This is a genomic window from Pseudonocardia hispaniensis (assembly GCF_042658695.1).
Taxonomy (GTDB): Bacteria; Actinomycetota; Actinomycetes; order Mycobacteriales; family Pseudonocardiaceae; genus Pseudonocardia; species Pseudonocardia hispaniensis.
Genome location: NZ_JBHSQW010000015.1, coordinates 103,986 through 116,209 on the forward strand (window position 1 = coordinate 103,986; position 12,224 = coordinate 116,209).

A 12,224-nucleotide genomic window follows, 5' to 3' on the forward strand; every position below is an offset into this window, starting at 1 on the left:
GTCCGAACCTACTGATCACTCGTTAAGCCGGCAATGGGCGTTGCGCCGAGAATCGCTCCTATGCTGTCGCGATGGGTCCCTCTGACCGGTCCGCCGCCGATCCACGGATGGCTCCGGCCGTGCCCCGCGGCGCGGGCCGCGACGCCATCTCCGGCGCTGCCCGCGAGATCTTCGCCGAACGCGGCTACCACGGCGCCTCGATCCGGGACATCGCCAGGCGAGCCGGGCTGAGCCTCTCGGCGCTCTACTACTGGCATCCCAGCAAGCAGGACCTGCTCGCCGCGCTCATCGAGGAGAGCGCGCAGGCCTACTTCCGCCTGTGCGAGATCGCCCTCGGCCGGTCGGGCGACGATCCGGCCGACCGCCTCCGCGCGATGGTCGCCGCCGCGGTCGAGTTCCGGGTGCGCCATCGCGTCGAGAGCAGCATCGCGGCCCAGGAGTGGCGCAATCTGGAGCCGGTCAACCGCGAGCGGCTCGACGGGCTGCGCCGGTCGGCGACTCGCCTGTGGGCCGAGATCATCGACGCGGGGGTCGCGCAGGGTGTGTTCGGCTGCGAACACCCCGACGACGCCCGCCGCGCGATCGAGGCCGCCTGCAACGCGATCGCCCAGTGGTACGACCCGCGGGGCCCGCTCGGCCTGCCCGACCTGGTGCACCGCTACACGGCGATCGCGATGCGGATCGTCGAGCACCGGGCCGGATCGGCCCCGGACGTGGGGGGGGGGTAGCGCCGCGGCGCTACCCGCCACCCACCGGAACCAGCAGGCCCTCGCAGATCCTGATCAGCACCTCGGCTCCGTCGCGCACCGCCTTCGTCGACGCCGGATGCGACATCCGCTGTCGCCACCTCGCCAGCTGCGCCATCGCCGCGTCCTGCAGCTCCCCCGGACCGGCCTCCGCGGCGAGCCCGAGCCGGCTCCACGGCTGGGTACCCGCCGCCCCCAACAGCCGCTCGGCCGCGCGGCATTCGTCCTCCGGCAGGGGCAGCTCGCCCGCCCGCAGCACGTCCAGCAACTCGATCTCGGCGAGCTCATGCTCCCCCGCGCGGATCCGGTCGATCTCGTACCGCAGTCGGCGGCCCGCCTCGTCGGCCGCAGACCCCGACCGGACCAGCGCGTCGAGCTCGGCCAACTCGGTCCTGGCCCGCAGCGCCCCGGCCCGCCGGACGCACCAGCCCGCGAGCAGCTCGCCCACCGCCGGGACTCCGCTGGCCTGCAGCAGAGTCTCCGCGAGCGCCCGGACATCCGGTGCCGCGCCCGAGGCGACGAGCTCGATCGCGAGCCACGTGCCGAAGGGACCGAGCAGGCCGTGCAACCGGCGCCGGGCGGTCCCGGCGACCTCGCCGGGCTCGAGGGCGGCCCCGGCATCCGTGCCCCCCTGCGGTCCGGCGAGCAGCGCCAGCGCCCGATGGTCCTGCTCGCCCAGGGCCGCGCTGCCGAGCGCGAGCACCCCGGCGACCGGCACCACGACGGGGCACACCCGGGCGACCCGGTGGTCGGCCGCCAGTTCCTTGGCCAGTTGGTGCGCCCGCTCCAGTGCGTCCGGACCGCCGCCGCCGAGCTCGTCGGCCCTGCTCAGCGCCCCGATCGCCGGTACCGACCGCAGCCCCTCCCGGGCCGCGGCAAGCGCCGGAAGATCCTCGGGATGATCGGCGCGGATCAGCAGCACGGCCGCGTCGGCAGTGCCGCCCCGCCGCGCCTCGACGGCGATCATGGACGAGTGCTGCGGATCGGCACCCGTCGTCGCGGCGAGCCCGTTGAGTGCCGTCACCAGGGTCGAGACTCCGGAGCCGGGCGGTCCGCTGACGGCGATCCGCAGCGGCCGTTCCAGCCGTTCGCCGATCTCACGCACCGCCTCGTGCCGGGGACCATCCGGGTAGAGCCGTCCGGCCGTGCGAACGGCCTCCCGGACCTGGTCGAGGAGCGCGGGCTCGGCCGTCGTGGGTCGCGGGGCCCGGACGGGTGGCGGCACGGCCGGTTTCGGCGGGGACGCCGTGGCTGCCGGCGCCTGCCCCGGGGCGGGGGTCGTGCTCGCCCCGGCCGTCGGGGGCGGCGGGGGCGGCGGAACCGGCACCGAGCCCTCGACGCTCGTCCCGGCGCCAGGAGCGGACCGCACCGCGATCACCCCACCGACGGCGCTGATCCGTGTCGTGACGTTGCGCAACCCCCGCCCGGCCGAGCGTGGATCGCGATCCTGGGCGAGCCCGGGCCCGTCGTCGTGGACGGTGAACGTCAGGCGACCGTCGGTCTCCGCCAGCCGCACCCGGATCGCCGCGCCCGGGGCGTGCTTGCGCGCGTTGTTCACCGCCTCCAGACAGCAGAAGTACACCGCCGTCTCGATCTCGTCCGGGTACCGGCGCCCGGAGACGGCCTCGTCGGTGTCGAGTGCGACCGGCTGCGGACCGGACGCGAGATCGGCGGTCAGCGCGGCGGAGAGGCCGTGTGCGGACAGGGCGGTCGAGGACACCCCGGTCGCGGTCTCGGCGAGCACCGCCTCGGCGGTACCCAGCTGCTCGTCGACCTGGTCGAGATGCTGCCGCGCCTGGCCGAGGTCGCCCGTCGCGACCTGGTGCTCGACCAGCCCGAGGGTCAGGCTCAGCGAGACGAGGTGGTGCTGCGCCCCGTCGTGCAGGTCGCGCTCGATACGCCGTCGCTCGGCGTCCATCTCGGCGACCGCCCGGTGGCGGGAGACCGCGATCTGTTCGGTGTGCGCGACCGCGGCCCGCAGCTGACGCTCCAGCTCGATCCCGAACCGGCTCGCCTGCAGGACGACGCCCAGGTTGTCGGCGATGTCGGCGAGCAGGTGCGCACGCTCGGCGTGCAGCCCCGCCACGGCGCCCCGGTCGACCGAGATCCGGCCGATCTCCTCCGCGCCGTACCGGATCGGGACCGCGACGAGATCGTCCTCCGACGGCGCAGACCCGGTGTCCGACCACCCGTAGGTCCGGTCGCGCAGCCCCGGGCGGAAGACCGTCAGCGAGCACGAGGTGGCACCCAGCCCACGAGCGACCGCCTCGGCCATCCGGGTCAGGTCCGGCGCGTCGGTCGAGGTCGCCCGCGACAGCGCCGCGACCTCGGCCAGGACGCTGTAGGGGGTCGGCCGGGTGCCGTAGAGCAACCGGTCCACCAGCCGCTCGACCCGGACGTACAACGGGAGGGCGGCCAGGGCCACCAGCGCCGTCGGCAGGGCGTACGCGACGGTCGGCGCACCGGCGAGCGCGTCGATCGTGACCGCCCTGACCACCACATACCCGCCGCCGAGCAGCGTCACGACGAGCGCGGTGGCGAGGCCGCGGCTGAACATCCGCTCGGCCGTCCAGAGCTGGGTCCGCCGGCTCGCGACGAGCACCGCGCCCGCGATCGCCGCGGCCGCCAGCCGGGCGAACCAGAACAGCAGCCCCGTCGGCTGGCCGTGCTCCCCGCCCGCGGTGGGGTCGTGGACCATCAGTCCGGGCCAGCCCAGCACGAACAGCAGCAGCGTGATCAGACCCAGAACGACGGTGGTCGCGAAGGCGGCGGCCAGCACGCTGAACAGCAGCCTGGCCTGGGTGCGTTGCCCGGCGGTGGGGCCGCGCCGGATCCGGCGCGGCAGCACGACCAAGCCGACCAGCGGCACACCGAAGCCGAACAGCAGCACGCAGCTGGTGGTGTGCGGGAGCAACGCGGTACTGAACCCGGCGACGAGCACCGCGCCGACGCCGGCGATCAGCAGCAGCCGCCGGGTCAGGCCGGAGTCGGGCTGCAACCGCCACAGCGAGCTCGGGAACACCAGGATCGCCAGGATGTAGGCCGCCCCCGCCACCCCGTGCAGCACGATCTGGTGCACCGTGCCCATCGACAGTCCGGTCGGGATCTGCACCGCGACCGCCGCCGCATGCGCCTGGAGGTTGAACGCGCCCGCGGATCCGATCATCGCAATGACCAGCAGCCGGATGAACCAGACCCGGCGGCCCAGCACGAGCAGCAGCAGCGCGATGAGCAGGTTCAGGACGCTGAAGGCATAGTCGGCCACGACCTGGTCGAGCGGCTCACTGCGGGGGATCGCGGCGAGCACCCCGCGGGCCCAGGCGTTGCCCGACTGCGCCGCCTCGGTGAACCCGGCGGCAACCTCGGGCTGGTACGACGCGGCGGCGACGATCGCGCCGACGCCCAGCCACCCGAGCGTCACGGCCGCGACGAGCACGAGCAGCCCGGCGTACCCACCGGTCACCAGCCACGACTCGCGCGGCGCCGTACCCGGCGGGGTGACCGCGGACCGGGCCGTGGGCCGCGCGGCGGTGGCGGCCGTCGAGAACGTCATCGCGGCCCCGGTGCAAGCGCCCGCAGGCCCAGCTGCTCGACCGCCGGGTGGAGCTGGTCCGGCAGCCTCGCGCAGAGCACGGCGCCCCCGCTGCCGTCCTCGGTCAGCTCCAGCTCCCCACCCAGCGCCGCGAGCCGCTCGACATCGTCGGCGAGCGCGGTGCGCACCTCGTCGATGGATGTCGGCAGGGCCGGATCCGTGATCCGCACCGCCAGCCTCCCCTCGGTGTGTTCGAGGTGGACCCGCAGCGTCGCCTCGGCCGGGAGTCCCGCCAGATGCTGCATCGCCGATGCCGTGAGGTAGTAGATCCCCGATTCGACCTCCCAGTCCAGCCGCTCGATCGGCCCGCCGGTGAGCCGGATGGGGCGCGGCAGATCGGCCGCCAGCTCGTCGAGCGCGCCGGCCGGCCCCTGATCGCGCAGGACCGCGGGGTACACGCCCCGGGCGATCACCCGGAACCGCTCGAGCAGCTCGTCAAGCCCCGCACGGGCCCGGGCGAGCGCTCCACCGGCGCGCCCGAGATCGACGGGGCGGTCGGTGAGCGCGGCGCGGGCCACCGCAAGCTCCCGGTGCAGCGCGGCGAGCCGATCGGTGGTGACGTGGGAGAGCTCGGTGACGAGCCTGCGCCGCTCGACGTCGCGGGCGTTGGTCAGCCGCTGGCGGGACTGCTGGAGCTCGGCGGCCAGCTCGGCCGCCCGCCGGACTCGCTGCTCCAGCTCCGTGTTGAGCGCCACGCCGCGCAGCAGCAGGCCGGCACCGTTCGCGACGTCCTGCATGAGCTGCTGGTCGGCCGGGGTGATCGGGGAGCCCGGTTTGCCGATCGCCAGGGCGGCGCGCAGCACCGGCCCGTCGAGAACCGGGACGACATGGTCGGTGTCCGGACGGGCGAGCAGCACCCCGAGGTTGTCGACGGTATGCCGGGCCGTCACCGGCTCCGGGGGGTAGACCGCCGCGCTGACCAGCCGGTCGGAGACCGCGAGCCACAGCACGGCCCGCCGCGCGCCGGTCCCCTCCGCAAGGACCTCGGCGAGGCCGGGCAGCGCCTCGGCGAGGGTTCCCGCCCGGATCCGGGCGGCCGCCGCCGCGAGCGCCGAGTACGGCGTGGTCTGGCGGTGCTGGGTCAGCTGCTCGACCAACCGGTCGATCGGCGCCAGCACGAGGCCGAGCCCGGCCGCGGCCACCAGGGCGGCCGCGAACGGCGCCAACAGGTTCAGCTGCTCGATTCCCAGAACCAGCCCCGCCACCGCCATGACCGCGAGGAACACCACGGCGACGAAGGAACCGACCAGCAACAGGCGCAGGGTCTTGGCCACGATCATCCGGGTCGTCGCCGGGCTTCCGGCCGCTCGTCCCGGCATCGGCTACTCGCCGTTGCGCTGCGACCGCAGGTAGGTCAGGACGGCCAGCACCCTTCGGTGATGCTCCGCCGTATCCGCGTGCAGGCCGAGCTTGCCGAAGATGCTGGCGATGTGCTTCTCGACGGCCTTGGGCGTCACGAACAGCTGCCCGGCGATGCCGTTGTTCGACCGGCCCTCGGCCATCAGGCGCAGCACGTCGAGCTCTCGTTCCGACAGCGCGGCGATGACATCCTTCTTGTCCCCGCGAGGCCGTTCCACCAGCCGTTTCGCCAACACCGGCTCGATGACGATCTCGCCGGCCTCGATCCGGTTCAACGTATCGGTGAGGACGTCGACGCTCCCCACCTTCTCCTTGAGCCGGTACCCGATGGCCTCGGTGCCGATCTGCAGGATCCGCATCAGGTAATGCGATTCGGCGTAGTGCGAAAGGAACAGCAAGCCCAGCTTGGGGTGCGCGGCGCGCAGGCGTTCGGCGGTCACCAGGCCACCATCGGGTTCGGGAGGCATCCGGATGTCCAGGATCGCGACATCCGCGGCTTGGTTCGCCAGCATCGCGACGAGCTCGTCGCCGCCCGCCGCACAGGCCACGACCTCGTGCCCGGCGGCCCGAAGCAGCATGAGCAGGCCCTCCCGGAACAGGGCCCCGTCCTCGGCGAGCGCTACTCGCATGGGATCCTCGCTGTGATCGTCCCGGTCCCGCCTTCCGCGGCGACGTCGACCGTCCCACCCAGTGGTCGGACCTGATAGTCCACCACTTCGGTGTGCCGCGTGTCGACGCCGGTCAGCGAAAGGATCAGCTGGCCTTCGGCTCCCTCGACCGCCACCCCGACCGGCCCTGCCCCGGGCGGGAGGACGGCCAACAGCTCGCTGACGGCGAAGTAGGCGGCGCCCTCCGCGGCCGCGCCGAACCTGCGGTCGGCGGCGGAGACGTGCACCCTCCGGTCGGCGTGTTCGGCCAGCTCGCGCAGCGCCGGGCCGAGACCGGCCTCGTCGAGCAGCGGTGGGTAGATCTTCACCGCGACGTCGCGCAGCTCCTGAAGGACCGTGTGCAACTGGTCCTGCAACCCGTCGATCGAGTCCTGCAGGTCCGTCTCGCCCACGGGGACCCGATGCCGGAACAACCCGAGCTGCAGCGACAGCGCGGAGATCCGCAGCGCGGCCCCGTCGTGCAGCTGCCGCTCGAGCCGCCGCCTGCGCAGCCACTGCTCGCGTCCGTGACGCCGACGCTCCTCGCTCACGGGTTCGGCGAGGCGGACGACCTGCCTCGCGGGCTCCGCCGCGTACGGCCCGGGTGCCGGACCCGACGCCTCCCCGGCACAGTGCGCGGGCTCGAGCGTCATGGGAAGATCGTGGCCCTCGCACGACGCGCCGGGAAGGGGGAGAACCCCACCTCGCGGGTGGGGTTCTCCCCGATCCTGCGAGTTCGCCCACGGCTGGTCCAGCGATTCGCGAGATGTTCAGGTATCGGGCCCGGCGAGATTCTCGTTACGATGGCGGCCCGCCTGCAAGGAGTCGCGGTGACCTACAACCTCGGCGTGGATCTCGGCACGACATTCGTCGCGGCCGCGATCGCGCATGAGTCCCGGGTCGAGATGTTCACCCTGGGCGACCGGTCTGTGGTCACCCCTGCGGTCGTGTATCTGCGGGAGGACGGAACCGTCGTCACCGGTGATGCCGCGAGCCGTCGCGCGGTGAGCAGTCCGGAGCGGGTCGGCCGGGAGTTCAAGCGCAGGCTCGGCGATCCCACCCCGGTGATGCTGGGCGGCATCCCGTACGCGGTCACCGCGCTGCTGGGCGCGCTGCTGCGCGACATCCTCACCAAGGTCAGCGAGACCGAGGGCCGGCCGCCCGGCCAGATCGTGCTGACCCATCCGGCCAACTGGGGCCCGTTCCGCAGGGAACTGTTCGAGGAGGTTCCCCAGGCCGCGGGGCTCACCGGGCCGCGGCTGGTCACCGAACCGGAGGCGGCGGCGGCGCACTACGCCGCGTCACGGCAGCTCGCCGACGGTGACGTCGTCGCGGTCTACGACCTCGGTGGCGGCACGTTCGACGCCACGGTCCTGCGCAAGCGGACGGACGCCATCGAGATCCTGGGCATCCCGGAGGGAATCGAACGCCTCGGCGGCGTCGATTTCGACGAGGCGATCCTGTCGCATGTCAACTACGCCTCCGGCGGCGCCCTGTCCGAGCTGGACCTCGGTGACCCGCAGACCGCGATCGCGCTGGCCCGGCTGCGTCAGGACTGTGTGCTGGCCAAGGAGGCCCTGTCGATCGACACCGAGACCACGATCCCGGTGTTCCTGCCCAACCGGCACTTCGACGTCCGGTTGACCCGGGCCGAGTTCGAGGACATGGTGCGGGCCCCGGTCGAGTCGACGATCGTGGCGCTGGAGCGCACCCTTCGTTCGGCGAACGTCACCCCTGAGCAGCTCACCGCGGTGCTGCTGGTCGGCGGATCCTCACGGATCCCGCTGATCGCCACGATGCTCACCGAAGCGTTGCGCCGCCCGACGGTCGTCGACGCCCATCCCAAGTACGCGGTCGCGCTCGGTGCGGCAACGCTGGCCGGGACCCTCGCCGGAGCGGGCGGCCCGAACACCATCGTCGTCCCGGACGAGGTGGAGACGCCGACCCGGGTGACCGCGGGAGCGACCGGGCCGCCCGGGCCCGCCGCGGCCGCTGCGGCCGGCCCGCCCACCCCCTCCGGATGGGCCGGCTCGTCGAACGGATCGGCCGTCGGGCGGGAGGCCGTCACCGGTGCGGCGGCCACCGTGGCCGCTGCGCCCCGGACGCCGACGCCCGATCCGCGCCCGGAGGCGAGCGGCTCCGTACCGCCCGGCGCGATCCCCGAGCAGCAGGTACCCCGGTCGGCAGCCACCGCGGGCCGGACGAGTCCCGCTGGTCCGCCACCCCGGCCACCGGGACCATGGCCCGAGCCGAGCGGCCCACCACCGCCTGCGGGCGGTCCACCGGGCGACACCCGCCTGGGCGCACCGCCTCCCGCTCGCCCCGGCCGCACCGGGCGGACACCCGTGATCGTCGCCGCTGTCGTGGCGCTTCTGGCGCTGGTCGGTGTGCTCGGCTACGTCGCGGTCAACCGGTTGGGCGGATCGCCCGGCGCCGGTCCCGCCGAGCCGACCGGTCCCGTCCAGGCAGGACCGGCACCTCCCGGCACCGTCACGGTCGCCACGAGCGTGCCGATCCCCACCATCGGCCCCACCATCCCGGTCGGGACCACCCCCGGCTTCGTCGCTGCCTCGCCCAACGGCAAGCTGCTCTACATCGCCAACCGGAACGCCGGGGTCGTCACGGTGGTCGACACCGCGGTCAACGCGGTCACCGCGACCATCCCGATCACCACCGGGCCGCCGCAGTACCTGACGTTCTCCGCCGACGGCAAGCGCGTGTACGTGAGCGTCTTCAACGACGCCCGCACCGTCAACGTCGTCGCCGTGCTGGACACGACCACCAACTCGGTGATCGCGACGATCCCGGTCGGCACCCGGCCCTTCGCGCTTGCCGTCCAGCCCAACGGGGATCGGCTCTACGTTCCCAACCACGACTCGGGCAACGTGTCGGTGATCGACACCGGCAACAACACCCTCCAGGACACGATCACGGTGGCGCGCAACCCGCACTGGGTCGCGTTCTCCCCCGACGGAACCCGCGCCTACACCGCCAACCACGAGTCGAACCTGGTCTCGGCCATCGACACCGCCACCAACAAGGTCATCGCCGAGGTGCCGGTGGGCACCAGCCCGCACAGCATCGCCGTGCACCCGAACCGGCCCCTGGTCGCGAACGTCAACTACGACAGCGCGTCGGTCTCGGTGATCGACACCAACACCCTGAAGGTCATCGCGACGATTCCGGTGGGCACGAACCCGCAGTACATCGCGTGGGCCCCGGACGGGCGCTTCGCCTACACCGCGAACGTCACCGACGGCACCGTTTCGGTGATCAATGCTGAGACCTTCCAGGTCACCGCGACGATCCCGACCGGGAAGTCACCCACCAGCATCGCGGTGCTGCCGAACGGCAAGCAGGCCTACGTGAGCAACCTCGGCGACGGGACCCTGCGGATCCTGGATATCGGGACCTGACCGACGGGGGTGGTCCCTACCCGCGGAGGCGGGTTGACCCAGAACGTCGTAGGGACAACGAGATGGCTGGGGAACGCCGGCGGGCGCATCCTGCACAGGCCCGGGAAGGACCGGACCACACGGAGGAACCCGATGGCCATCCCCACACCCCGCCCCGCCGACCAGCCGGGGCCGTGCCCTGGTCACCGCGTCCGGCCGGGCGCTGCTCGCGGCCGCGTGACGACATGACGACGAGGATGGACTCGCCCTCGCCCACCCGCCTGGACCGCCGATGCGACCGGTGCGGCGCCGCCGCCACGGTCAGGGTCATCCTGTCGACCGGCCACGACCTGCTGTTCTGCGGGCACCACGCACGCGAGCACCGGCCCGCACTGGAGGCCGCGGGTGCTCGCCTGAGCACGCAGGCCTGATCCGGTCACCCCGCGACCGGATCGGCGCCCCACGGTCACGAGGGAGCCGGTTCCGCCCGCGGCCGCGCCTGCTCGCCCGCGGCCCCCTCGTCGGCCGCGTCGTCGTGTTCGTGGGTCGCGTCCGGGTCCAGCAGGTCGGAGCGGGCCAGCATCATCGTCCCCACGCCGATCAGCCCGGCGCCCATGAGCGTGCCGACCAGGAAGAACCCACCGCGACCGTGTTCGCCGAACACCGCCAGCCCCCACGCCACCGAGACGAGCGGGTTGGTCAGGGTGAATCCGGGCTGGGAGGCGACGAGATTGCCGGCGGACAACGCGAGAATGCCGAGCAACCACAACGGGCGGCGGAGCAGGTCGAGGATCATCCCGAGCGAGAACGCCGCCGACTCGGGTTGTTCCCTCGTCACGCGCCGCTGCAGCACGGAGGCCAGGGCGTTCAGGCACGCGGCCACCAGCATGAGCACGACACCGAGCACGCCCGATGAGTACCCGGGGTCAAACACCACGGTCCGGACCGGCTCGCACCGAACGGCAGGCAGGAACGTCCCGCGGGACCGGGTGAACCGGCAGGGCCGGTGCCGCCACTGCACCGTGCCGCGGCGGCTACCCGGCCCCCGGTGCCTTCTCACGCGGTCCGTACCGACCCGCCGGTACCTGCTGCGCCGCGATCGGGGTGTCACCATCGCGCGAGCGCAGCCCGACCGCGATCACCACGGCGACGATCCCGAGGCTCTCCAGCACGCCGGGCACCTGACCGAGACCAACCAGCCCGACGACCGTGGCGGTGGCCGGCAGCAGGGCCAGCAGTACCGCGAACCGGGCCTGCCCGAGGCGGCGCAGCACAACCTGGTCGAGCACATAGGGCAGCGCGCTGGAGAGCACGCCAACCCCGAAGCCGATGAGCAGCACCCTGGGCTCGGCCAGGGCCGGGAGCGCCCGCTCGTCGACCATCAGCAGCGGAAGCAGCGCGACGGCGGCCAACGTGAATCCCACCGTCATGTCATCGACACCGTTCCCACCGCTGGCGATGCGCTTGCCGAGCACGATGTAGGCCGCCCACAGGGCCGCCGCGGTGAGCGCCCACAGGACCCCCGACGGGCTGCCTGACCAGCGCACATCCGCGATGAGCGCGACACCGACGGCGGCCAGGGCAACGGCCGCGACATCGCGGGCGCGCCGGGAGGCGAGAGCCGCCACGGCGACCGGGCCGCAGAACTCCAGCGCGACGGCGGTCCCCAACGGCAGACGGGCGATCGCCTCGTAGAAGGCGATGTTCATCCCCGCGGTGGCCAGGCCGAACGCAACCGCCGCCGCCAGCCGGCCGATGCGCCACGCGTCGGCGCCGGGTCGTCGCCACACCAGCAGGACCAGCGCCGCCCCGACGATCCGTAACACGGCGACCGCGGCGGGCGAGAGCAGATCGAACAGACCCACCGCGAGGGCCGCCCCGGCATACATCGAGGTGCCCCCGAGGACGAACAGGACGGGAGCCGGAATCCGGTCTCGCATCCTGCTCGGCACAACTGCGCAGCGTAGTCGGCATCCGCACAGGTGATGACCGAAGACACCTTGCGACGGTCACGACTCGCACCGCATCATTCACTCGTAGTCAACTGAATCTGTGGATGTTCACCGGCGCGACAACCCATCGCTCTCCGGTGTCAACGTGACGGTTGTCGCGTCGGGTCTCGGGAACACCCACAGGGGTGCTGTACGTCTGCAAGAGTGGGCGCACCGCGCGAGCGGTCGTCACAGCAAGCGATACCGGGGGACCGGTATCGAGACGGAGGGAGACCGCTGTGCAGCCAGGAACACTCACCCGGCCCGAGTTGACCGCCGCCGACCGCTGTGACCGTTGCGGGGCGGCCGCCAAGGTACGTGCCGTGCTGCCGTCCGGCGGCGAGCTCCTCTTCTGCGGGCACCATGCGCGGGCGCATGCCGACAAGCTGCGCGAGCTGGACGTGGAACTGCAGTCGGGCGCTTGATCGGGCCGGCCTCGGGCCGGCCTCCCCAGAGCATCCCGCGGGGCGGGGACCACTCGGTCCCCGCCCCGC

General features: G+C 73.1%; 10 protein-coding genes. 4 read left to right on the plus strand and 6 right to left on the minus strand.

Annotated features, from left to right (window positions below; genetic code table 11):
• Positions 1–71 precede the first annotated feature (71 nt).
• Entirely contained in the window at positions 72–728 is a 657-nt protein-coding gene (locus tag ACFQE5_RS07915; protein WP_379584170.1) for a TetR/AcrR family transcriptional regulator, read from the plus strand.
• 10 nt (positions 729–738) lie between these two features.
• On the opposite strand, the gene ACFQE5_RS07920 is transcribed toward ACFQE5_RS07915, so the two are convergent.
• Genes ACFQE5_RS07920 through ACFQE5_RS07935 form a run of 4 tightly spaced genes read right to left on the minus strand, consistent with a single transcriptional unit; the run spans position 739 to position 6,997 of the window.
• Complete coding sequence (locus ACFQE5_RS07920; RefSeq protein WP_379584171.1) at positions 739–4,299, minus strand: ATP-binding protein; 3,561 nt, start codon at positions 4,297–4,299, stop codon at positions 739–741.
• Positions 4,296–5,657 (minus strand): hypothetical protein, encoded by a 1,362-nt coding sequence (locus ACFQE5_RS07925; RefSeq protein WP_379584172.1) that lies wholly within the window; start codon positions 5,655–5,657, stop codon positions 4,296–4,298. The genes ACFQE5_RS07920 and ACFQE5_RS07925 overlap by 4 nt, the downstream gene beginning before the upstream one ends.
• 3 nt (positions 5,658–5,660) lie before the next feature.
• A complete protein-coding gene (locus ACFQE5_RS07930) occupies positions 5,661–6,326 on the minus strand; it encodes a response regulator transcription factor (RefSeq protein ID WP_379584173.1) in 666 nt (221 codons plus the stop codon).
• Positions 6,317–6,997, minus strand: a complete 681-nt coding sequence (locus tag ACFQE5_RS07935; RefSeq protein ID WP_379584174.1) for a histidine kinase — start codon at positions 6,995–6,997, stop codon at positions 6,317–6,319. The genes ACFQE5_RS07930 and ACFQE5_RS07935 overlap by 10 nt, the downstream gene beginning before the upstream one ends.
• 177 nt (positions 6,998–7,174) lie before the next feature.
• On the opposite strand from ACFQE5_RS07935, the gene ACFQE5_RS07940 reads away from it, so the two are divergent.
• Together ACFQE5_RS07940 and ACFQE5_RS07945 are read left to right on the plus strand one after the other, a co-directional pair.
• A complete protein-coding gene (locus ACFQE5_RS07940) occupies positions 7,175–9,760 on the plus strand; it encodes an Hsp70 family protein (protein ID WP_379584175.1) in 2,586 nt (861 codons plus the stop codon).
• Positions 9,761–9,996: 236 nt separating this feature from the next.
• Positions 9,997–10,170, plus strand: coding sequence for a DUF7455 domain-containing protein (locus ACFQE5_RS07945; RefSeq protein ID WP_449301266.1), 174 nt, complete (start codon positions 9,997–9,999; stop codon positions 10,168–10,170).
• Positions 10,171–10,205: 35 nt separating this feature from the next.
• Here ACFQE5_RS07945 and ACFQE5_RS07950 read toward each other — a convergent pair whose 3' ends face one another.
• Entirely contained in the window at positions 10,206–10,646 is a 441-nt protein-coding gene (locus ACFQE5_RS07950; protein WP_379584176.1) for a hypothetical protein, read from the minus strand.
• A 127-nt stretch (positions 10,647–10,773) separates the two neighbouring features.
• Entirely contained in the window at positions 10,774–11,679 is a 906-nt protein-coding gene (locus tag ACFQE5_RS07955; RefSeq protein ID WP_379584183.1) for an EamA family transporter, read from the minus strand.
• A 290-nt stretch (positions 11,680–11,969) separates the two neighbouring features.
• Here ACFQE5_RS07955 and ACFQE5_RS07960 point away from each other — a divergent pair, with 290 nt between their 5' ends.
• Entirely contained in the window at positions 11,970–12,155 is a 186-nt protein-coding gene (locus ACFQE5_RS07960; RefSeq protein ID WP_379584177.1) for a DUF7455 domain-containing protein, read from the plus strand.
• Positions 12,156–12,224: the final 69 nt, after the last annotated feature.